The 21,874-nt window shown below is 63.8% G+C and carries 20 protein-coding genes and 1 tRNA gene; 8 read left to right on the forward strand and 13 right to left on the reverse strand.

Translation table 11 applies throughout. The features are described 5' to 3' along the window. Positions 1 to 24: 24 nt before the first annotated feature. The 7 genes from AB0323_RS13635 to AB0323_RS13665 form a co-directional block, all read right to left on the reverse strand. Positions 25 to 1,641, reverse strand: coding sequence for a DNA polymerase Y family protein (locus AB0323_RS13635; protein ID WP_366177783.1), 1,617 nt, complete (start codon positions 1,639 to 1,641; stop codon positions 25 to 27). Then, entirely contained in the window at positions 1,638 to 2,294 is a 657-nt protein-coding gene (locus tag AB0323_RS13640) for a hypothetical protein (RefSeq protein WP_364533859.1), read from the reverse strand. The genes AB0323_RS13635 and AB0323_RS13640 overlap by 4 nt, the downstream gene beginning before the upstream one ends. Positions 2,295 to 2,370: 76 nt before the next feature. Beyond that, positions 2,371 to 4,203: an ABC transporter permease subunit gene (locus AB0323_RS13645; RefSeq protein ID WP_366177784.1), complete on the reverse strand. Its 1,833-nt coding sequence runs from the start codon at positions 4,201 to 4,203 to the stop codon at positions 2,371 to 2,373. Beyond that, the gene (locus AB0323_RS13650) at positions 4,203 to 5,729 is read right to left on the reverse strand and encodes an ABC transporter substrate-binding protein (protein WP_366177785.1); all 1,527 of its coding nucleotides are present in this window, start codon (positions 5,727 to 5,729) and stop codon (positions 4,203 to 4,205) included. The genes AB0323_RS13645 and AB0323_RS13650 overlap by 1 nt, the downstream gene beginning before the upstream one ends. Positions 5,730 to 5,764: 35 nt before the next feature. Beyond that, complete coding sequence (locus AB0323_RS13655) at positions 5,765 to 7,036, reverse strand: MFS transporter (protein ID WP_366177786.1); 1,272 nt, start codon at positions 7,034 to 7,036, stop codon at positions 5,765 to 5,767. Further along, on the reverse strand, positions 7,033 to 7,833 hold the full coding sequence (locus tag AB0323_RS13660; protein ID WP_366177787.1) for a dipeptide/oligopeptide/nickel ABC transporter ATP-binding protein: 801 nt from the start codon (positions 7,831 to 7,833) through the stop codon (positions 7,033 to 7,035). The genes AB0323_RS13655 and AB0323_RS13660 overlap by 4 nt, the downstream gene beginning before the upstream one ends. Further along, complete coding sequence (locus AB0323_RS13665; RefSeq protein ID WP_366177788.1) at positions 7,830 to 8,657, reverse strand: ABC transporter ATP-binding protein; 828 nt, start codon at positions 8,655 to 8,657, stop codon at positions 7,830 to 7,832. Before AB0323_RS13665 ends, AB0323_RS13660 begins: the two co-directional genes overlap by 4 nt. 134 nt (positions 8,658 to 8,791) lie before the next feature. Between AB0323_RS13665 and AB0323_RS13670 the strand changes: the two genes are divergently transcribed. Continuing rightward, positions 8,792 to 9,580: an alpha/beta hydrolase gene (locus AB0323_RS13670; protein WP_366177789.1), complete on the forward strand. Its 789-nt coding sequence runs from the start codon at positions 8,792 to 8,794 to the stop codon at positions 9,578 to 9,580. 7 nt (positions 9,581 to 9,587) lie between these two features. Here AB0323_RS13670 and AB0323_RS13675 read toward each other — a convergent pair whose 3' ends face one another. Beyond that, positions 9,588 to 10,433, reverse strand: coding sequence for a phosphotransferase (locus AB0323_RS13675; protein ID WP_366177790.1), 846 nt, complete (start codon positions 10,431 to 10,433; stop codon positions 9,588 to 9,590). Positions 10,434 to 10,615: 182 nt separating this feature from the next. On the opposite strand from AB0323_RS13675, the gene AB0323_RS13680 reads away from it, so the two are divergent. Further along, complete coding sequence (locus AB0323_RS13680; RefSeq protein WP_366177791.1) at positions 10,616 to 10,975, forward strand: sec-independent translocase; 360 nt, start codon at positions 10,616 to 10,618, stop codon at positions 10,973 to 10,975. 4 nt (positions 10,976 to 10,979) lie between these two features. Here the strand turns inward: AB0323_RS13680 and AB0323_RS13685 are convergent, their stop codons facing one another. Together AB0323_RS13685 and AB0323_RS13690 are read right to left on the reverse strand one after the other, a co-directional pair. Next, positions 10,980 to 12,701: an amidase gene (locus tag AB0323_RS13685; protein ID WP_366177792.1), complete on the reverse strand. Its 1,722-nt coding sequence runs from the start codon at positions 12,699 to 12,701 to the stop codon at positions 10,980 to 10,982. Further along, positions 12,698 to 13,744 carry an agmatine deiminase family protein gene (locus AB0323_RS13690; RefSeq protein WP_366177793.1) on the reverse strand — a complete coding sequence of 349 codons (1,047 nt, stop codon included), beginning with the start codon at positions 13,742 to 13,744 and terminating at the stop codon, positions 12,698 to 12,700. Before AB0323_RS13690 ends, AB0323_RS13685 begins: the two co-directional genes overlap by 4 nt. A gap of 142 nt (positions 13,745 to 13,886) precedes the next feature. On the opposite strand from AB0323_RS13690, the gene AB0323_RS13695 reads away from it, so the two are divergent. Then, a complete protein-coding gene (locus AB0323_RS13695) occupies positions 13,887 to 14,552 on the forward strand; it encodes a TetR family transcriptional regulator C-terminal domain-containing protein (RefSeq protein ID WP_366177794.1) in 666 nt (221 codons plus the stop codon). Between the two features lie 75 nt (positions 14,553 to 14,627). Here the strand turns inward: AB0323_RS13695 and AB0323_RS13700 are convergent, their stop codons facing one another. After that, positions 14,628 to 15,407, reverse strand: coding sequence for an SDR family oxidoreductase (locus AB0323_RS13700; protein WP_366177795.1), 780 nt, complete (start codon positions 15,405 to 15,407; stop codon positions 14,628 to 14,630). A gap of 76 nt (positions 15,408 to 15,483) precedes the next feature. Beyond that, positions 15,484 to 16,101, reverse strand: coding sequence for a TetR/AcrR family transcriptional regulator (locus AB0323_RS13705; RefSeq protein WP_366177796.1), 618 nt, complete (start codon positions 16,099 to 16,101; stop codon positions 15,484 to 15,486). A 163-nt stretch (positions 16,102 to 16,264) separates the two neighbouring features. On the opposite strand from AB0323_RS13705, the gene AB0323_RS13710 reads away from it, so the two are divergent. Continuing rightward, positions 16,265 to 17,152, forward strand: coding sequence for a ScbA/BarX family gamma-butyrolactone biosynthesis protein (locus AB0323_RS13710; RefSeq protein WP_366177797.1), 888 nt, complete (start codon positions 16,265 to 16,267; stop codon positions 17,150 to 17,152). A 39-nt stretch (positions 17,153 to 17,191) separates the two neighbouring features. On the opposite strand, the gene AB0323_RS13715 is transcribed toward AB0323_RS13710, so the two are convergent. After that, positions 17,192 to 17,848: a ScbR family autoregulator-binding transcription factor gene (locus AB0323_RS13715; RefSeq protein WP_366177798.1), complete on the reverse strand. Its 657-nt coding sequence runs from the start codon at positions 17,846 to 17,848 to the stop codon at positions 17,192 to 17,194. Between the two features lie 32 nt (positions 17,849 to 17,880). On the opposite strand from AB0323_RS13715, the gene AB0323_RS13720 reads away from it, so the two are divergent. The 4 genes from AB0323_RS13720 to AB0323_RS13735 form a co-directional block, all read left to right on the forward strand. Next, positions 17,881 to 18,816, forward strand: a complete 936-nt coding sequence (locus tag AB0323_RS13720) for an NAD(P)-dependent oxidoreductase (protein WP_366177799.1) — start codon at positions 17,881 to 17,883, stop codon at positions 18,814 to 18,816. 248 nt (positions 18,817 to 19,064) lie between these two features. After that, positions 19,065 to 19,137, forward strand: a tRNA-Ala gene (locus AB0323_RS13725). Positions 19,138 to 19,907: 770 nt separating this feature from the next. After that, positions 19,908 to 21,299 carry a sugar transferase gene (locus tag AB0323_RS13730; protein WP_366177800.1) on the forward strand — a complete coding sequence of 464 codons (1,392 nt, stop codon included), beginning with the start codon at positions 19,908 to 19,910 and terminating at the stop codon, positions 21,297 to 21,299. Between the two features lie 99 nt (positions 21,300 to 21,398). Continuing rightward, positions 21,399 to 21,874, forward strand: a 476-nt coding sequence (locus AB0323_RS13735; RefSeq protein WP_366177801.1) for a hypothetical protein, incomplete at its 3' end; no start/stop codon positions are given.

A 21,874-nucleotide genomic window follows, 5' to 3' on the forward strand; every position in this document is an offset into this window, starting at 1 on the left:
AAGTTCGGTGTTCGACCCGGGCGTTCAGTCGTAGCGGGCCTCGGCCCACCAGTTCTGCTCGTCCAGGAGAAGGAGCCAGGCCTCTCCGTTCCCGTCCACAAGCTGAAACCGGTCAGCTTCAAGGCGATGGTCGGCGTCCCACCACCGCTGTTTCAGCGGCCAGGGTCCTGCCCACTGAGCTACGAGTCGGCGTCGTGCAGGGTCTCCGCCGGGACAGAACCACTTTGGCGGGGCCATCAATCCGCCTCGATGGTCTGTGCGGACTTTTTCCTTGTCCGCATCAAGAAGCAGGACAGGGATGAGGGAAGCGAACACCGTGGCGGGCTGCGGGTCTGGAATCCTGCCGGGCCACGGCCTGGAGGCCAGGGCGGCCGTTCCCGCGGGCAAGGCATCTCCCCAAGGAACCAGGCGGCGCCGCTCGGCCAGCAAGCGCCCTCCGGAGATCGCAGGCACTACTACGGCTTCATGTCCCAGCATGCTTTGGATCCGGCTGAGTCCATGATGAATCTGTTCCTCGGCTCCGTCTCCAAAGAGCGCCCGCCCATGATGGGCGATGGAGTCCACCCGGACGGGGACGAACTCGACCCGAGTGACAGGTGACGACAGCCCGCCGCGAGCCATGCCGCCGTCGTGCGTCCCGCCGTCGGGCATTCTGCTCTGGGCAACAGGCTGTGACTGAAGCTGCCAACGCACCCTGTCCACGACGTCGCTGGCCGTGAAGTGGCGGGGGTGGCCCCACGTCCGCTCGGAGCGGCTTCCTGCCTCGTCGGTGATCAGGACCCTCAGCTCCGTGCAGACCAGGCCTTCCGTCTGCACCCCGGCCACGAAGGCGTCTGCCGTGGCCCGGAGCTGGAAGGCGAGTTGGTCAACCCGGTCCAGGCCGGGTTCGAATTCCACCCGTTGATCCAGTTTCCGCGGTGGAGTCCGGGGGACCACTTTGCGAGGATCCTGTCCGCTTGCCAAGGCGTGCGCAGTGATTCCGGCAGCCCCGAAACGGGCCCGGACATCTGCGGCAGGGAGATTGGCGAAATTCCCCAAGGTGAGGATGCCAAGGCGTTTGAGCAAGGAAGCCAGCTTTGGCTGGCCTAGTACTCCCACCGGAAATGGAGCCAGGAAATCCCGGGAAGAACCCGGCGGGAGGACAAGAACGGCAGAGAGTTCGCTGGTGCTCCGGGCGGCTTGCTCGGCGGCGAACACGGAATCGGCGATCCCCACCCGGGCTTCCACGCCGAGGCTGTCCGCCGATTCCAGCACGGCACCTGCGGCCGCTTCTTCTCCGCCGTAGTATCGGGCGGCACCCTTGGCCCGGATAGCGCACAGGCCGGGGCGGAGCACTTCCACGCCAGGAGTCCGTTCCTCGAGGGAGGAGACCACAGGCTCGAATTCCCTCGCATCGCGCACAGGATCAACGGCACATACCACCAGTTCAGGACAACGGGTCTGCGCCTCCCTCAGCCGCAGGCCCCGGACCACTCCCTCTGCCCGGGCTTCCGCGGAGCAAGCAGCTATGACGCCTTGGCCTATGACTGCCGCGGGTACATCAGGCGGGAGGGCGTCTGCCAAGCGGGCGGCGACAAGGGGCCAATCCGGGAACCAGGTCACCAACGCGCGCACCGGGGTTTCAAGTTGAAACAGCATCATGCTCCCATCCGATGCCGGGACAGATCTACCGGACCGCTGTCCGCAAGGTCCACGGAGGCCCGGCGGGAACTGCCCCGCAGGGCGACTTCGAGCTCGAGCTCCTGCTTGGCGAGATGTCCGTGCCCCTGTCCGAGCCCTGCCCACTCGTATCCATTCACTTGCAAGACGGCTTCACTTTGCGCCCATGGTCCCAGGACAAGGAGGACGGAACTCCGCTCCCGGAGCCTGGCTCCCAAGCGGGCAGCCTCGGCGGGTGCGATTCTTTCCGGAGCACGGGCGAGCACCACCGAGAGAACATCCGCCATGGCGGCGATCACCGGCGTCCAGCTGCTCCCGGGGTCAGGCACCAGCACCAACCGGTCGAGCGCAATGCCGAAACCTGCTGCCGCCTCGACCCCGAAGTCAGGCAGCCCTGCTACCCCGCACCATGAGCCATTGCGTGACGGACCTGCCATCAATGCCATGGCCAGCGACATGGATCCCTGTATGGAGTACGCCGCTCCCGGGCGCAGTCCTCCCGGGAGGAGCCTGCTGAGCGAGGGGAGTACGGGCAGCGAACGTTCGCTTCCGCGCTTACCCTGCATGAGGTGGATCTGCGCCTGTAAGTCATCGCGCAGCGAAGCCGGCGAGGCGGAAGACAGGCGAGGTGACATGCTTCAATTTTCGAACATATATTCGAATGAGTCAATTGCCGGGGATCCCGCCTCGAGGGTTGGCCTCCTCAACGATCTACTGTTTTTGACGCAGGTTCCCGGTTCCCGCCGCGTGGTTCCGGGCGGGCGCGCCAGTTTCAGGGGCGAAACTGGTCGGTTGTTGAGGGCGGCCTTCACTGCTTGACCCCTGCGAGCGCGACCACGCCACGCTCGACAGTGAAACCGCCAGGATCGAGGCGAGGATCAACGCCGACGCCGGAGCGGCAACGGCCCAAGGGGCACGCTCCACGTAGTTGATTCCCTCGGCAAGGATAAGGCCCCACTCCGGCGAGGGCTGATGGGGGCCGAGTCCGAGGAACCCCAAGGCAGCCAAGGCGAGTGCGATCCCCGGTATCCGGAGCATGGAATGCCTGAACACCGGGCCGACGACGGCAGGGAGCATATAGCGCCAGAGGATGCGGACCCTTCCCACGCCCAGGACCGGAAGGATCTTCACGTGGGGCTGCGCCCTGGCTTCCTGCGCCAAGGCCGCCGTGTGGGCGGCCAGGGGTGCCCAACTGACCAAGGTGACCGCTAGCGCCGCACCTTCGGCCGAAGGCCCGGTCATCACGGCAACGATCAGGCCGGCCAGGATGGGCGGAGCGGCGTTGGCTACTTCAAGGGGACCGGTCGCGGCGAGCGGGAAGAGCCCGACGACAATCCCGATCACAAGGCACGCCAGCACCACGAGCAAAGCCGTTCCCAACGTGGACACGGCCCCGTGTCCTACCCGCGCAAGGAGGTCCCGTCCGCTGGCATCGGCCCCGAAGGGCAGTTCGAAGCCCGGGACTGCAAGCCGCGCATGTTTTGAGGTGAATGGATCGCGAAGCAAGCCTGCGACGACGATGAGCAGCAACGCTCCCGCCGCAACGAGCGGAACGGTGGCATCCCGCCGTCGTGAACTTCCCGGCGGGTCCGGAACCGGAAGTGTCCCCGAGCGCAGTGCCGCTCCCAACAGAAGGTATCGGGCCCCGGCGCTCAGGGAACCTGCCCCGATGGCCAGCATCAGGAGGGCCAGTACTCCCGCCTGCAGCGCCGGTATGTCCTGGGCGCTTGCCGCGCCCAGGACCGCACGGCCCAAACCTGGAATCGCGAAGACCTTCTCCACTGCGACGGCCCCGCCGGTGAGGCCAATGAGGACAAGCCCGATCTGGCTCGTCACCGATGGCAGGGCCCGGCGGAGCACCGCCGCGGTGAGCCTGGAGCGGCTGGCTCCTGCCATGGCCCACGTGGCCACCCATTTTTCGGCGAACGCCAGGCTGATGGCGTCGGCAAGCAGCCGCCCGATGAGGCCGCCGGCGGGCAGGCCAAGGGAGAGGGCCGGCAATACCGCGTGGTCCAGGCCCTGCCAGCCATAGGGCGGGAAGCAGCCCAGCCAAACCGCACCGATGATAAGGAGCATCGCTGCCAAAAGGAACTCGGGGAGGGCAGTCATGGCCGCCGCCACGATGCCGGAGCCTCGCCCGGGGTTCCCGGCCAGCCCGCGCATCACGGAAGGAACGCACAGTGCGGTGGACACCACCGTTGCAACGGCCACCGCGCACGCCATCAGGGTGACGGAGACTCCGAGGGTTTCCACGGTGCCGGGGCCAACAGGCGTATTGGTGATCCAGGAATTTCCCATATCCCCACGCAAAAGGCCTCCGGCCCAGTCGAGGAAGATGTGCAGTGGTCCTCGATCGAGTCCGAGCTCCGCGCGGATCATGCCCAGCGTTTCATCAGTCGCTTCCCGGTCGGCGTACCGCGCCCGCAGGATGGTGTATTCCGGCCTTTGCCCCGAAAGCCATGGCAAGAGCCCGATCAGCACAACGATGGCGAAGAGTGCCACGGCCCGGGAAGCCGCGGTCTTGATGAACGCCGGGGCCCGCATCAGCCGGCGATTCCTGTCTTGCTGGTGATCAGTGCGCGCTCGCGGGGATCACGTTCCACATTGCGGATCCTGGCTGATTCGCCTTGGATGACGCGTTCGTGCAGCAGCGGCACGGCCGCATCCTTGGAGAGGATCAGCGCCTCGGCGGCGGCAATGGCCGCCCGGCGCTCCGGGCCTGCCGGAATGGCTGCGGCCTTGCCCAGTGCTGCGTCCACCTCTGCATCGCAGAATTGGGAGATATTGAAGGAGCCTTTGCAGGAGAAGTCGCTGAACATGTAGGCGACGGGGTCGCCGGAGTCGAGGACCGTGGCCCGGGACAGGATGAACGCGTCGAACCTGCCGGCAAGGGCGTCTGCCTCGATGTGCTGGTACTCGCGGACTTCCTGCTCGACGATGAAGCCGGCGGCTTCGAGCTGCTGCTCAAGCTGCACGGCAACTTCAGGCAATTCTGCCCGGTCCGTGAACGTGCCGAGTTTGATGCGGCGGCCATTGGCGGGGGCTGCTTCCGCGCGCCTCTTCAGGGTTTCGACGTATGTGGTGTTTTGCCGCTCCTTGGCGGCCCAGGGGAGAGCCGGACCCAGAAGGCCTTCGGCGATGTCCGCACGTCCCTCGTAGACCCGGTCGACAATGGTGTCCCGTTCCACCGAGCTGCGTGCCGCTGCCCGGACAGCCGGATCCGCGAAGGGACCCGCCTTGGTGTTCAAATAGAGGGTATTGGTGCGGGGCATGGGGACTTCATGAATCAGCTCCGTCTTGATCTGGGAGACCTGCCCGACGGGAATGGCCTCCACGACGTCGGCAGTTCCGGTCCTCAGCGCGGCCGCGCGCGCCGTACCGTCGGGAACGTATTGGACGTCGACGCCGCCGCTCGCCGCCTTCTCGCCCCAATAGTCAGCGAAGCGGTTGAGTGTTGCCGAGCTGGTGCCGTCCGCGGACGCAAGGACATAGGGGCCCGTTCCGGCGTTGATGGGGCTCACGACCCCGCCGGGCTTGTAGGCGGACGCGGCAAGGATGGAAAGCTGCGGGCTGGAAAGCCGCTGCGGAACCAGGGGGTCGTCCGTTTGGGTGGTCACGACGACGGCGTTCACGCCGTCCGTGCGGACGCTCAGCTGGACGCCGTCGAGGATCCGGGGCCTGGGCTTTGCGTTGGCCGCCGCCGTCAACGATGCTGCCACTTGCTCGGCCGTCAGAGGCGTCCCGTCATGGAATTTCACGCCTGTGCGGAGTTCGAAGCGCCAGTTCTTGCTGTCCAGTTGCTTCCAGGCTGTTGAAAGCGATGGCTGGGCATCGCCGAGGGCATCCAGAACAATCAGTGTCTCGGCGGTCTTCCAACGTGAGAGCTTGAAGGCGTCGTCGCTCAGGGGAGTGAGTCCTGAACGGGGTGGCTGCAACATGGCTACTTTGATTCGGGAATCAGTGCTGCTGGTAGCTGGAGTGTTGCCTTGGGCGAAGCAAGCGGTCAGTGCTGCGGCCATCGCGGAGGAGAGGAGTATCGCGGCAATAGCTTTTGGACGTGGAATAGCCATGGATGGGGTGCCTGTCTTTTGTGGGTGCGAGTGGATTAGACGGAGTGGAGTTGTTGCGGCCGCGGCGCCGGGGCCGGTGCCGGAAGGAAACGGCCAATGAGAGCCGCGGACGTTATGGCGAAGATTGCCGACATCAGCCACGGAGTGGCCGCGGCAGCGGATGGTGTGGCGGCCTGTTCATAGAAGGGAGCCAGGAGGACATTGCCGAGGAGAACCATCGTTCCGCCGCAGCTGGCGAGCAGGCCATAGTAGGCGCCGGTGGGGTGTCCCGAGGCAAAATCGAGGACCAGATCCATGGCAACGGGTCCCACGCACATGTGTCCGAGGGCGAGCGCGGTGACCAGCAGGAACGCCGGCAGCGCAGGAAATGCAGCAGGCGGGGGGAAGGCGGCCATGGCTGCGATAGCGATGAACCCCAAGGCCTGGACGGCAAATCCCGCAGCGAGCGCTACACCCGCCCCCGTCCGTTTCATGAGCCTGGCGATGGGCCACTGCAGGGCGATGGTCACAATGGATGCGTAGGCGAAAATCGCCGAAAGCGCACCCAAACCCGCATCGCTTCGTTCCAGCTCGATGGGTAGCCCGAAGTAGAGCTGGTTGTAGGCAAAGAGGTTGACGCTATAGAAGGTCGCGAATGAGACGAAGCGCTTCTTCCTGAGACAGGACCAAGCGTCCGACGCCGGTGCGGCCGCCGCGTGTCCGGCGGACGTCTTGACCGCACCCGCGTTTGTCGCTGGAAGGAAAGCTGCGAAGACCACAGCCATCACGGCGAAGATGCCCGCCCCGACGAGCAAGGCAGTGTCGAAGCCGGTCCCGAGCAGGACGGAGCCCAGCAGGGGACCCGCTACGGCCCCGATTTCTCCGAAAATGACCAGCAGCGCAAAAACAGTGGTTTTGTGGGGCTGAATGGCCGCACGTCGTTCTTCGGCCGCGCCGACTAGGCTCTCCAAAGCGGGTGAGAAGAGGGCACCACCCACCCCTGTGATGACAGCTCCCAGGAGGAAAAGGGGGAAGTCCGAAGCCCAGAGCAACAGAAGGTACCCGGAAATCCTGGCCAGGCACCCGGCGATCATCACGGGCCGGGCTCCCCAACGATCCGCGGCTGCACCGCCCATGAGGAACAATCCTTGCTGGGCGAAGGTCCGGGCTCCGAGGACGATTCCCACGATCATTGCACCCATGCCAAAGTCCTCGCGCATCGATACCGCCAGGAAGGGGACAACCGAGTAAAAGCCTAGGTTGAAGATGAGCTGGCTGGCCAGCAGGAGCCGGGGCGAGGGCTCCGCGCGCGGGATCACATCCTTCATGGCTTGTCTTTTTCCTTGTTTCTGTTCAGCCGGGGGATGGCGGTTACGAGCTCTTTGGCTTCCCGGGTCGCCGGGTTGGCGTATACGGCCGCCGTGGGTCCTTGTTCCACCACGCGTCCCCCGGAGAGGACCAGGGTTTGAGGGCACAGGCGGGCGACGGCGGCCAGGTCGTGGGAGACGAACAGGAGCCCCAGCCCGTCCCGATGGACCAGCTGTTCCATGAGCTCCAGGACCGTATTCCTGAGGGGAAGATCGAGTCCGCTGACCGGCTCGTCTGCCAGAAGGATGCTCGGCGCGGGGACCAGGGCCCGTGCAATGGCCACGCGTTGCTTTTGCCCGCCGGAGAGTTCCCGGGGCCGGCGCGTCAGCATGCCCGGTTCGAGATCGACCCGCTGCAGGGCATCCAGGATCATCCCGCGGTGGTCTCCGTCGATGCGCAGTTGCCTCAGGGGTTCCAGGAGGAGGCGTTCCACGCTCATGGCCGGGTCAAGGCTCGCGGACGGATTCTGCGGGATGTATTGCACCGCCCGGCGGTACCACCTCAAGGACGAAGCCGGGCCGGGCACAACCGGGGAGCCATTGAAAGCGACGGTTCCGGCATCCGGCTTCTCCAAAGCAAGCAAGATCCGCAGGAGCGTGGATTTACCGGCGCCCGAGGAGCCCACGAGCCCGATGCTGTCGCCGGCGGCGATGCCGAGGGAAACGTCCCGCAACGCGGGCCGGGCTGACCGTTGCTTCAGGAGCCCTCTGCCCGGGTAGCACAGACCCAGCTCGTCGGCGCTCAATACCGCATTCATGCCGTTGCTTCCGAGGGCGCGGTGGCTTCGGAGGGCAGGGAATCGAAGCCGGCATGGGCGGCGTCCACCAGCTGCTTCGTGTATGGGTGCTTGGGCCGCTCCAGGAGCGACTGCATCGGTCCCTCCTCGACGATCCGGCCGGAACCCAGGACAAGGGCCTGGTGGCAAAAGGCCGCAGCCACGGCGAGGTCGTGTGTAATGAACAACATCGCGGCGGCTGTGGATTGCTCGGCTGTGGAATGGGTGGATTCCGAATACAAGGACAAGGCATCGAGGACCTTGGCCTGGCTGACCATGTCCAGTGCGGTGGTGGGTTCATCCGCCACGAGGACGGTGCTGCGGCAGGCCAGGGCGAGAGCGATGCAGACCCGCTGCAGCTGGCCGCCCGACAATTCGCCGCTGAAGCTTTCCATGGTCCGTTCGGCTTCCTCTATTCCCACCGACACGAGGAGTTCAAGTGCCTGTTGCCGTGCCGCGGGCACCGAAAGGCCGGCATGACGTAGCGGGATCTCAAGCTGTTTGCCCAGGCGTACCAAGGGATTGAGCGAGGACATCGGGTCCTGATGGATTGCGGTGATCCCCGCGCGCCTGCTTCGCCTCTTGGACAACGGCACGTCTACTCCGTTGATCTGCAACCGTCCGGAAGCACTCATCGCGGCTGGAAGCTGTCCCAGGAGGGCGGCCGCGGTCAGGGACTTGCCGGAACCCGAGGCTCCGAGAAGGGCCAGTCTTTGACCCCGGTCAAGAGCGAAGCTGACTCCGTCAATGAGGGCGCGTCCCCGGAGGGACACCCTCAGGTCTTGAACCAGGAGGGCAGGGTGCATGGGGAACTTTCGGATAGGAGCGATGAATGAGCATTGATGCTATCAATAATCATTCTCATTAATCGAATTGTTGAGGCGCGTTGAGTTCCTCAATCCCTTGCCAAGTAGCTACAGCCGGCAGTTAGGGTGGGGACGTGGACTTTGAGCACGGCTACGCGGACAACGGCCCCTTGCGGATGTATTACGAGGTTCATGGCAAACGCCGGCCGGGCCGCACGCCCTTGTTATTGATCCATGGCGGCGGTTCCACGATCGAGTCGAACTTCCGGGAGCTCATCCCGCTGCTGACCGGGACGAGGCAAGTCATCGCCGTCGAAGAGGAAGGTCATGGCCACACGGCGCCGATCGACCGCCCCCTCACCGCCGAAAACTCAGCCGCAGACGTCGAGGCAGTCCTTCGTCAGCTGGACGTGCGGTTGGTGGATGTGCTCGGCTTCAGTGCCGGCGGCCACACCGCGCTTGCCTTGGCCATGGAACATCCTGGGGTGGTACGAAAGTTGATCATCGCGTCGTCGATGGCCGCACCCGATGGCATGGTGGATGGCTTCTGGGATGGGCTCCAAAACGCCACCTCCGCAGACATGCCCGAGGTCTACCGGGACGCCGACCGCAAGCTCAATCCGGACCCGCAACACCTTGAGAAACTCTTTGTCCTGGACAGCCAGCGAATGCTGACGTTTCCCGGATGGTCCGACGAGCAATTGGGCTCCATCACGGCCTCGACCCTCGTGTTGCTCGCCGACCGTGACGTGATCAAACCCGAGCACGGGGTGCAGATGGCGCGGGCCATCCCGGGGAGCCGGCTGATGATCGTGCCGGGAAACCACGGAGACTACCTTGGGGAGCAAGCAGCCAGCGACGGCGATCTGCGGACGATGCGGGCCACACTTCCCTTTCTCCTGCGTCACCTCGACGAGGTCTAGAGGCCGCTCAGGTTATTGCGGCGTGGAGAACTGCGGCGTTTTCGGCCAGCCACGCCTGGCGGCGAAGAATCTTGTCACCGACGCCTTCGTCCCACATCCTCTTCCAGCCGCCGCCCTGGGTGAGTGCCCTGTGCCGCATCAAATGCCAGGAACGGTCGGCGCCGTTCCTGGCCACCTCGACTACCTTGGCGCGATCAACTGGACCCAGGCCATAGGCGTCCACCAGCACGGCACCGCGGGAGGCGGCGTCGACCTTGCGCATCACAGGATCGCGGTCGGCGTCGGGCATCCAGGCGCCCCACCAGAGGAGTAAGTTCGCGACTTCTTCCGCCCGGGTTGCGGGGCGCAGCAAATCGAAGTCGATCAGGGCGACGGCGGTACCTTGCCGGAAGACGACATTCTCCGGGGTGATGTCCATGTGGGCGAGGAATGTCGCCGGTCCCGCAATCGAGCTCGGGCACCCCTGCGGATCGGCATCCTCGCCCGTGCGTGCCCAGCCGGGTATGCCGAGCGGTTGCACGGCGTCATCGTAGCTGCGCACCAAGCGGGCGACGCTGACGGCGCTCGATTCATCGGCGACCCAGCTTGGCCAGGGGCGGCCGGCCGTGTCGCCGGGAACGAAACTCAGGGTGTCCCTGCCGCTTCCGTCGATGCCCAGGAAGCGGGGTGCTCCCTGGAAACCGGCCAATTGCAGGTAGTCAAGGAGGCGGCGGACCCGCTGCGAAGCATCGCTTACAGGGCGCCGCACCGTGTCGCCGACCCGGACGAGCCCCTCCGTCACGTCCCCGCCAAGTAGCGGAACGGCAGGTTCCGGCCGCCCGGGCTCGACGTACGGACGGGTATCTGTAGTCACCGTCCGATGCTGCCATGGCCGGGGCGATGGCGCCAGCCGGCGCTGGCTTCCGTGTTCTTGAAGTTTGCCGTTGACACACAGCATGCAGGGACTTGCCGTCGCGTTGTACGCGATCTCCTAAGCCCGGTCTTCCAAGCCCCCTGCCGCCCGGCGCGCCCGGGCGCTGGATTTAGAATGGAGCCATGATCGATATTTCGGTCGAGAAGGTAGTCCTTCTCCTGATCATTGCTGTTTTGGTCCTTGGACCAACCAAGCTTCCGGAGTACGCGAGGAAGCTGGGGCGGCTTATCCGCGAACTGCGGCGCATGGCCTCCGGCGCGCAGGAAAAGATCCGCCAGGAGCTCGGCCCGGAATTCGAGGACATCGATTGGCGGAAAATGGATCCACGCCAATACGACCCCCGCCGTATTATCCGCGAAGCCCTCCTGGAGGACGAGCCGCTTCCTGAGCCGGTCGTCCCCGCCCCGGTCCAGCCTCCTGCCCGCCCGGTTGTGCGGTTGGCGGCCGGGCAGAAGGCTCCTTTCGACGACGAGTCCACCTGATCCTTTAGTCCAGGCGCGGCGTGCGCGGAGGAACGGTGCGGCGCTCGCCTGTTGCTTCGAAGGCCGCTGCCAGGGCCAGCAGTGCAGTGTCGTCGTACGCGCGGCCGGCGAACGTGAGCCCCACGGGCATGCCGGTATCGCTCATGGTCCCCATCGGCACGGTGACCGTCGGGATCCCCAGATGCCGCGGAACGAGGTTGCCATTGGCCACCCAGACGCCGTTGCGCCAGCCGAGATCGGCTGAGGATTCGTTGACGTCCATGTCGGCTGGTCCGACGTCGGCGGCGGCCGGGAAGATGACCGCATCCAGGGCGAGACCGTCCATCCATTCCTCAAGGTCAACCCGCCGGGTCTCTTCGAGTCCGCGAAGGCCTTCTTCGAGGCACGGGATGTCGGTCGCGGAAGCAACCCGGTGAGCGCGGATGTGCGCCGGGTAGTCGGCGATGTCGTCGTCGAACCCGTCATAGCGGTCCGGAAGCGCGCCGTCCGGGTGCGGGAAGATCGTGGCGCCGTCGACGTCGGCCAGGCTGTTGAGCGCCGGATCGGCGTTGGCTGCGAGGAAGTCCTCCCACGCCCAGGCCGAGAGATCGACGATCTCCCGTCGAAGATATTCCGGGCTCACCAGTCCGCGGGTGGCGATGGTGGGCGCGCCCGGGCGGTCACCTTCGTAGTTGGACACCACGGGGAAATCCACCAACACGACGTCGGCGCCTGCGGCTTCGAGGTCCCGCCGGGCAGCCTCCCAGAGTTCGATCACGGATTCGCGCGTGTGGATTCGCTGGCCGGTGGGTCCGCCGATGCCGGGAGTTCCGCTGGTACCGGCGTCGGGGTCCGCGTTGATGTACATGGCCGGCACCCCGAAGCGCTTGCCCTTCAGTGCCGAGCGCGCGCCGTCGACGTCGGCAGGTGCCAGTGCCGGGTAGGAAGCCGGACGGACCCGGGACGCTGCCGGGATCTCCACCCACGGTTGCGCGCGCCAGAAGTCGCCGCGTGTTTCGGCGTCGTCGGCAACAATGACATCGAGCAGTTCGAAAAGGTCTGCCATGGACCGGGTGTGGGGCACCACGACGTCCATGGTGGGAACCAGCGGCCAGTTGCCGCGCACCGAGATGACTCCACGCGACGGTGTGTACGCGCACAAGGCATTGTTCGACGCCGGCGCGCGGCCACTGGACCAGGTCTCCTCGCCCAGGCCGAAGGCTCCGAAGCTCGCCGCGGTCGCGGTGCCCGAGCCGTTCGAGGACCCGGACCCGAAAGCCGCGGTGAGGAAATCGCCGTTGTAAGGGCTCTCGGCGCGTCCATAGACGCCGCGCTGCATGCCGCCGTTTGCCATGGGTGGCATGTTGGTCAGGCCGATGAGCACGGCGCCTGCCGCGCGGAGGCGTTCGATGGTGAAGGCATCGCGTTGGGCGATGAGGTTCTCGAACGCGGGGGAGCCCGCGGCGGCCGTGAGCCCTTTGGCCAGGTAGCTGTCCTTGGCGGTGTAGGGAATGCCGTCGAGGGGCCCGAGGGTGGCGCCGCGTGCGCGGCGCTCGTCGGAGGCCCGGGCATCTGCGAGCGCGTGGGGGTTCATGACAACAAGTGCGTTCAGCTTGATGCCGTTTCGGTCGTAGGCGTCGATGCGGTCCAGATAGGCCTGCGTGAGTTCCTCGCTGGTTGCCTCGCCGGCCTCCAGTGCGGCGCGCAACTGCGCGATGGAGGCCTCGACGACGTCGAAGCGGCTCATCGTGCGGCCTGGCTGTTGAGTTTGGGCTGCTGTTGGGTGATGCAGTGGATTCCTCCGCCCCGGGCGAGGATCGGCCGGGCGTCCACGGTGACGACGCGGCGGCCCGGGTAGGCCTCCGCCAGGATTTCCGCGGCCAGGGCGTCGGCCCGCTCCTCGCCATAGCCGCACGCAATCACGCCGCCGTTGACTACGAGGTGGTTGACGTAGCTCCAGTCGACGAAGCCTTCCTCGTCGCGCAGGGTTGCAGGCGCGGGAAGCAAAGTGATCTCGAACGGCTTGCCCGCGGCGTCCTGCTGGGTTTCGAAGAACCGCTGGAGGGTGCGGCTGACCTCGAAATCGGGGTGCCCGGGATTGGTCTGCGAGTGCAGGAGGACGCGGCCGGGGGCGGGAAGCGTGGCCACCATGTCGATGTGGCCGCGCGTGCCGAGGTCCTCGTAGTCACGTGTGAGGCCTCGCGGTACCCACACGGTGTGGGTAGTGCCCAGCGTCCGTGACAGTTCCGCCTCCACGCGTGCCTTGTCCGCGTAAGGGTTTCGGCGTGGATCCAGCTGGACGGTTTCGGTGACGAGGACAGCGCCTTCGCCGTCGACGTGGATGGCGCCGCCTTCGTTGACCAGCAAGGAGGTGACCAGCTCCGCACCGGACGCTTCGGCGACGAAGCGGGCCATTCCGGCGCTCTTCTCCCATTCGGACCAAGCCGGGGCGCCCCAGCCGTTGAAGATCCAGTCGACTGCGCCGAGCACGCCGGGACGCTCGTCGTCGACGACGAACGTGGCTCCGACGTCGCGCATCCAGAACTCGTCGAGGGGAGCCTCAAGCTGTTCGATTCCGGCGCCGAGCATGCGGCTGGCCCGGTCTCGTTCGCTGGGGTCTACCACCATGGTGACAGGCTCGAACTCGGACACTGCATGGGCGACGGCGGTCCAGGCTGCGTACGCTTCTTCCGCCGAAGCGGGGTCCTCGCCCAAGGTCAGGCCAGTGCGGGGGAACGCCATCCAGGTGCGCTCGTGGGGTGCGGTTTCGGCTGGCATTCTCCAGGCCATGGAAGTCTCCTCTGTGTTGTGAGGTGGTAGCCGCGAGGGCCAGGGCGTCCTTGCCCTGGCGTGCGGCTGGGTGGGTGCCCTTCGGCACGTTCTTGTTGATCGCGTGATCAATAAGAAGAAAACTACTTTAGACTGTTGTGTGATGTCAAGCACCATACAGAAACGCGCTGCGCGGAAGACGCCGGCCGAACGCGCGGCCGAAATAGCCGAGGCCGCCAGGGAAATAGCGCTTGAGCAGGGGCTTTCCGCCATCACCCTGCGCAACGTGGCAGCGCGGGTGGGTGTGGCCTCGGGGCTTGTTGCGCATTACCAGCCCAATGTGGAGGCCCTCGTGGCAGGCATCTTTGCGACCATCGTGGCGGCGGAGACCGAGGAGGTCGCGGGCCTTCTGGAGAGGCTGCCGACTCCCCTGGAACAACTCGGGATGCTCCTCGAAACGCTCATGGACGGCAGCCGCCTCGATGTCACTGCCATCTGGGTGGAGGCGTGGACCCTGGGGCGGCGGAACGAAGCGCTCGCAGCCTGCGTCCGTGAGCAGATGGATGCGTGGCAAGCGGTGGTGCAGCGCGTCGTCGAAGCGGGGATCGACGCTGGTGAGTTCGAGACGTCCGACGCTCCGTCAGTTGCCTGGCAGATCCTGGGCATGGTGGACGGCCTGAATGCCCAGGCGCTGGTGCGCTGGGACGGCGTCAGCGACCGCGGTACGCACCTGGCCCGCGCAGTGGAAGGCATGGTAGGTGCGGCCCGCGGTTCGCTGCTGCCTGGCGGTGTCCCGCGCACTGGGCCGATCCCAAGTCCGGATTCTTAGTTCCGCAGGTAGTGTTCCAGCCGCTCGAACTCCGGTTGGGAAAGCTCGCTCGCGACGGCTGGGAGCCGGTGGGGACTAGTTGGCCGGGCGCACGGCCCGTCCGGCGGCCGCGATCACAAGCTTCTCCGGGAGCAGCTTGACGGCAACCCGGGCAACAAAGGAGTTGAGCCGGCCATCCACGACGCTCGGCTTATTCCCGCGGATCGCGGACATGGCGGTGTCTACAACCTGCTCCGGGGTCCGCATGGATCCAGCGGCTGCAGCCTCTCCGGCGATTTCAAAGAAGGGCGTGTCCGTGGCCCCCGGGCAAACGGCGAGTACTTTCACGCCTGTGCCTTGTGTCTCTGCCCATAGCGCCTGGGTGAACGAGAGCACGAAGGCCTTTGTCGCGCCGTAGACCGCCATGTGGGGTATCGGCTGGAACGCGGCCGTACTCGCGATGTTGATAATGGCCCCGGCGCCGCGCTCGACCATTCCGGGCAGGTAGCGCGTAGAGGTGCCGACCAAGGTGGAGCAGTTCAACTGGATTTGTTCGACGTAGCGGTCAGCGTCTGCATGGAGAACTTGTCCGTGTGTTCCGAATCCCGCATTGTTGACCAGGATGTCCACTTTGAGCCCCAGCGCCTCTGTGGCGAGGTGGAGTTCCTTCCCTGAATCCGGCAGGCTCAAGTCCATTGCCAGGACAGTCACGTCGGTGCCGTGCTCGCGGAGTTCGCCTGCAAGCGCGTCAAGTTTGTCCTGGCTGCGGGCAACCAGAATCAAGCGCGCGCCCTCGGCAGACAGCCTTCGGGCGAAGACCGAACCAATGCCCGTGGACGCTCCAGTGATGAGGGCTGTTTTGGCTGAGATGTTCATTTCTACTCCTAATAAACTGACTGTGCGGTTTGTTTTTTGGCCAAGTGTCGAAGACTTTGGCTCGTGGTGTGCTGCGTTACTGGGTGGAGATGAACTGCTGTTCGAGGAGTTGCAACAGGAGCGCCGCGCGTCGTTCGAAGGCATCGAGATCTTTGGGGTCAAGGGCGTCGGTGACCGACTTCAATCCGTCGAATGCGGCCACAATAACCGTAGCCGCATCGCCGGGATCCCCTGGAAACGTCAAGACTCCACTGGCGCGGCCCCGCTGAAGGATGCCGGCCACGAGGTCCACCCACGCAGCGAGGGGCGAGGTACCGCCGGGGTGCTCTTTCGAAGAGGCCAGTTGATTGGCCAGGTGCACCACTCCCCACGCGGACGAGTCGCTCAGGACTGTTCTGACCATGAACTCCCCGAGATGGCGCAACTCCTCCAGCGGATTGTTCTTGCTGAGAATTTCCTCTTGCACGCGACGCAGCCAACGCGCCTTTTGCTCGTCGACGACGGCTTGGGCCAACATCGCTTTCGACGGGAAGTGGAAGTAAATGGCTCCCTTCGTCAGTCCGACTTCACGGATGATGTCGTCCATCCGGGCCTGCTCGAAACCCTTGCGCGCAAAAACCTCCGCGGCAACCCGAAGGATCTCATTCCGAGTGGCCGCGCCCTTGGGCGTGCTGCCTGTGTCGCCAAACTCCATATTGCCAAAGCTACAAACCGACCAGTAGGTATGTCAATGTGGGAGGGTTCACTCGCCCCGATAACTCCGCCCGCCCGGCTTGCCGATAGTATTTGGACATTTAATGGAGGCGCGACAGCAGCGACGATTCATCTGGCAGATCCTGGGAGGGGTAGGGGAACCAATGCGCGATGAAGCGCTCTTCGAGGCTTCCGTCAATCGGGAGCTCGTTCATAAGCGTTCCGTTTCGGAAGTCTTCTTGACTGACTTTGTTCAATCAAGTTCCAGGAGTTTCGTTGCGGGAGCGCAATGGCCACGATGGCACGTATTTTATGGATCGCCGGACGGTTCGCCGGATTCCGCCCTGATGGCTGAAACGTTGAGGCAGGCAGTAATCTTCCTGTCCCATTTGTGCGGAGTGCCTCTCACGCACAAGTTCCTCATGCCGCACATGAGCATCTCAGTGGAACCGGCGGTCTTGGATCCCCTGGTGCCGGCGCAGGTTGCTGTCGAACTTGACGTCAAGGATATGAAGCTCAGCCGAGGACAGTTGTCGGCCCTGACGGTGTCTGCGCGGTTCGTTGTTGACGGCGCTCCCGTGGGGGAAGGGGCGGCGGCCGCCCGCATAGTGAATCCGGCGACCTATGAGCGATTTCGCGGGCCGGTCCCTGCCGGGTTGGCCGCCGCTGCCGAAGACTTACTGGAGTGTGCCGACGTCGGGCATGCCACCCAACGGAACGTGATGCTCGGGCGAAGCCGGAGCCCGTTCCTCTGGCCGCTGCGGGTCGATCCAACGCACCCGATCTTCTTTGACCATCCCCTGGACCACGTGCCGGGCATGCTCCTGATTGAGGCGGCGAGGCAAGCTGTGCGCGCCGCGAGTTCCAGGCCGGATGCCGATTTTGCCTTGTTCGAGGCGGAATTCATCAAGTTGGTCGAGTTCAGCTACCCCGTGGATGTCGCTGTGACACAGTTCGAGTCAAATAGCGCCGATGCGGTCATGAGGGTCCGGTTGTTGCACAAAGATGAGACCCTGATGTCCATGTTGGCCCGGGTCAAAACCCCGCGTTGATGTCAAGACCCCGCGTTGATGTCAAGACCCCGCGTTGATTCAGGGAGCGCCCGGGCCTTCCCGATGAACCGGCACAATGGCTGGCATCATGAAACGCCACATGTCGTCAATCCGTTTGAGAACGTCGCGTCGTTCGGTCAGCACGTTGGATACCATCTGGACCCCTGTGAAGGACGCAACCAAGTACCGTGCGAAGTCTGCCGCGTCAACGTCCGGCCGCACGTCACCCTCCAGCTGGGCTTGGCGCGTCAGCATCTCCATGGTCGTGACCCAGTCCTGATAGGGACCTTTGACGTCCCCGTTGAACGCCGAGGCTTCAAATGTCAGCCGGATTCCAGCCCTGACGATTGGCTCGTCAAGTAGCTGTTGCCCGAATGTCCGGCACATGGCGACCATGGTCTCCAGCGCCGGCAGCCCGGCGGCGGCGATCTTCTCCCCGGCGACACGCACAATGTTGTGCTGTTCGGCGATGACGGCCAACGCCAGGTCTTCCTTCGACTTGAAATGGAAATAGAGCGCGCCTTTAGTGACCGAAGCGCGGTCAGTGACGTCGCTTAGGCTTGCATTCCCGTAGCCGACCTCTTCAAAGATCGACGATGCACCCTGGATAACCGCCGTTCGGGTGGCTTTGGCACGTTGTTGCATGATCCGCGTGGAGACCTCTCCGGTTTCTGCGTCCGTGATACTTGAGTACATGAACCTGACGGGCCTGAAGATCGGTGGAGTGCATGTCAACATGTGTTGAACATGTTCCCCGGGTCCTGGTCCTGGGATCGTCGGGTTTCATTGGAAGCCGGGTTGTAGCCCCACTCGCCGGACCCGGAGGGGCGCACGTGGTGGCACTCTCACGAAAACCGGCTGCAGGACTACGAAACAATAACGCTACCATTGCGACCGCCGACATTTCCGTACCTGGGAGCCTGATCCGCTTCCTCGCCGATACGGATGTTGTCATCCATGCCGCATCATATGTGGGCTCCGAACCTCGTCTTGCCTATGCGATCAACGAGGCCGGCACCGGCAACGTCGTCGAGCAGTGCCGGCAAGCCGGAGTTGCCCGGCTGATCTATGTCAGTACTTGCAGCGTTTACGGAAGCGGCCCCCACCGCGGCATCCTGGAATCCGGAGCCGGTTATCACCCGGCCTCCGTGGCTAGTGCCAGCCGTGCCGTCGCCGAACAGCTGGTTCTCGGCTACGGCGGCGAAGTGGTTCGTCCCAACCTCGTGTTCGGCGCCGGGGACCGCTGGTTTGTTCCGGGACTGCTCAAACTGATGAAGGTGGCTGGAGGGTGGCCGGGGGATGGTTCGGCGCTGCTTTCGCTTATCGGTGTGGAGGCGCTGGGAAGGCTGATTTCCGGGCTTGCGTTGGCGCCCGGGCAACCCGGACACGTCTTCCATGCCGCATATCCGGAACCTGTGCGGGTGTCATTCCTCTTGGAGAGCGTTGCCCGGGTGTTCGGAGTGGGGTACCCGAAATTCCTGGGAGATGACGAACGTGCCCGCTCGGCCTTGCGCGCTGCGGGATTCAGCGGCCATCAGATTGACTTGGTGACGAAGGATCACTGGTATTCCTCTGAAGGCCTTTGGCGGATCTCCGGGCGGGAACCGAAGACGTTCAAGAGTGCTCTTGGCGAATTTTCTTCCGCCTACCACGTATCGCGGTAGTCCCCTCGACCCTAAACCGGTTGAACGGTTTGTTTAATGGCCCGTCACTCTCTACACTTCAATGCAGTGGCTCGTTGTGTTTGCGGCAACAAGTTAAAGGGCAGTAATGGGGGGGAGGTGCGGCCGAGCAATCGACCGCACCTCATCTGTCCTGGGGCCGCCGGTGTTCGATTTCCTATCTCACATCGTTGTGGTTTAGTATTGACGAGTTGCTCCGGCGGGGATCGAAGTCCCTGTGGGCAAAGTTCGGGGCTGTGGCGCAGCTGGTAGCGCACCTGCATGGCATGCAGGGGGTCAGGGGTTCGAGTCCCCTCAGCTCCACTCTGGAGGCCTTATTCGGCACATGAAACGAACTTCATGCTGCCGGGTAAGGCCTCATTATTTTGAAATGAAAAGAGCCGCCCGCTTGGTGGCTCTTTCTTTTTCCGGTGTTGTCCCCGTAGTTATTTCTTGGCGTGCCCGTGGGTCTTGCCAGGATCCGTCAACCCGCCCGTAATCGGGTTCCGGGAGAGTTGGACCGGCAGAAACCCGAAATTTATAAATAGTGGTCCGCATAATGCAGTGGCCCGGGACCTTTTGGTTCCGGGCCGCTGCTAGTTAATGAAGAGTTCCACCGGTTGTTTGCTGGATATGGCAAGTAGGAGCACTCGAGTGCGATGTAGGTACGGCGGGGAACGTTGCAGGGGTGGTCGCTTGGAAATGATAAGTGGGAGTTACTCGTGTGATGGGAGTCGATCTTTCATAGCCTGAAGTTCCTTCGGTAGGCATTTTCCGAAATTGAGTCAGTCAGGCAAAGAATCTGTAGAAGAAGCGGGGGTCGATGTGCCCTGCAACATCATTTCGATAGAACTGCGTCGCTTTCCAGCATGGAAAAGTAGGAGAACAATGGGCTCTTGGTGGAACGGACGTGCCCTCAGTATGAAGATGGTGCGGCGGTGAGTCCGGCAGAAGAAGCGGCCGTCGGGGATCTGAGGTTTGGGCTTCGCACATCTTTTCTTAAAGATCCAGAGTTCGACCGTTCCCAACTTGACGGCAGACGATATGCCCGCCCCGTATCCGGGGTGTTTTGGGCTCGCCGATACCATCGTTTGTTGTGGGTTTTCGATGCGATTGTCATTTGTTCCGTGGCTGCTTTCGCACAGATGGCTCGATTTGGATTCGACAACGCCTTTGTTGTCATTGGCGGTTATCGGGTGGGGTATTTTCCGGTTTCGGTCGCGATTGCCGGCGCTTGGATGGTTGCATTGAGTGTCTATCGGAGCCGGGACAAGCGGGTCGTTGGAATCGGGGCGGACGAATACAAGCGTGTCTTTAGTGCCACCGTAATCCTCCTCGGACTGCTCACCATGGTGTGCGTTGTCTTCGAGATAGACATTGCTCGCGGCTATTTCGCGCTGGCGTTTCCGCTGGGGTGTCTGGGACTGATGACGTCGCGTTGGTCGTTGAGGCAGTGGCTGACGCGCCAGCGCGCTCGTGGACATTACCTCTCCAGGGTCGTAGTCCTTGGTACCGCCGAAGACGTTCAGTATGTCATCAATCAGATAGAGAAGAAGTCCGGACCGGTTTACAAGGTCGTCGGCGTTGCACTGCAGGGGCCGGAGCGGCCACCGAGCTTGATGGTCAACGGCCTGGACGTGCCGGTTGTCGCTGACATCTATTCAGTCGTGGAAGCCGTCGTGGCGACCGAGGCCGATGCGGTCATCGTTGCGGGGCAAGTTGAAGGGGGCGGCAGGTTCATCCAGGAGCTCGGCTGGCAGTTGGAGGAAAGCTCAACGGAGCTGATCCTGACGACTGGCCTGACCAACGTGGCCGGTCCTAGGATTCACTCGCGGCCCGTGGAGGGGCTGCCGTTGATGCATTTAGAGCTTCCGCATTATGCCGGTGGCAAGCATGCGCTGAAACGGCTGCTCGACATTATCTTGTCGGCTGCGGCTTTGGTGGTGCTCTTGCCCGTGTTTGCCGTAATCGCCGTGCTGATCCGGCGAGACAGTCCTGGGCCGGTAATTTTCCGGCAGGAACGGATTGGACGGGGCGGACAAACCTTCGTGATGTTCAAGTTCCGCTCCATGGTGGAGACGGCGGAGGATGACCTGGGTGCGCTGCTCGATCAGAATGAGGGCGCCGGATTGTTGTTCAAAATGCATAACGACCCTCGGGTAACCCGGATCGGTCAATGGCTGCGGCGTTATTCCCTGGATGAGTTCCCGCAGTTCTGGAATGTGCTGCTAGGGGACATGAGTCTCGTTGGTCCCAGGCCACCGTTGCAGCGGGAGGTCGATGGGTACGAGAGCCACGTCCACCGCCGGCTCTACATCAAGCCGGGGCTGACCGGAATGTGGCAGATCAACGGCCGTTCGGAGCTTAACTGGCAGGACAGCGTCCGGCTGGATCTCTACTACGTCGAAAACTGGTCAATCGTCGGAGACATCATCATTCTTTGGCGGACCGCACGAGCCCTGCTCCACCCCATCGGCGCCTACTAGGGCCCTCCCGCAGTCGAGCCCAGGCTCATACCGGCATTAGCACTGAATTATTGTCAAAGTCCCGGGGAGCCATGCAACCCAAATGGCCATGGAGGAATCATGCTTCCAGTTTTTAAGCCTATCTCCCGCACCTGGAAGCAGCGCATCGTGCTTCCGGTCGTGATGGCCATCGCAGCAACCGCGTTTCCACTCACTGTGACTGCTGCATCGGCTGCTGGTCCGTGTACTCCGCCGGTTAGCAGTCCGATTGCGTGCGAGAACTCGCTTCCGGGAACGCCTGCCAGCGATTGGCAGGTGTCCGGTGCGGGGGATGCGACGATCCAGGGCTTCGGCACGTCCATGAGCGTCAATCTTGGTGACACTGTCACGTTCAAGATCAAGACACCAGCTACGTCATATCACATTGATATTTTGCGTCTGGGGTACTACCAGGGGCTCGGTGCCAGGAAAGTCGCGGCCGGTCTCAGACCGACTGCGCCCCTTCCGCAGGCCCAGCCGGCGTGCCTGACGGATTCCACGACGGGGCTCGTGGACTGCGGGAACTGGGGTGTCTCGGCGTCCTGGGCGGTGCCGGC

Source organism: Arthrobacter sp. NPDC080031, from assembly GCF_040702485.1.
In the GTDB taxonomy this organism is placed as follows: domain Bacteria; phylum Actinomycetota; class Actinomycetes; order Actinomycetales; family Micrococcaceae; genus Arthrobacter.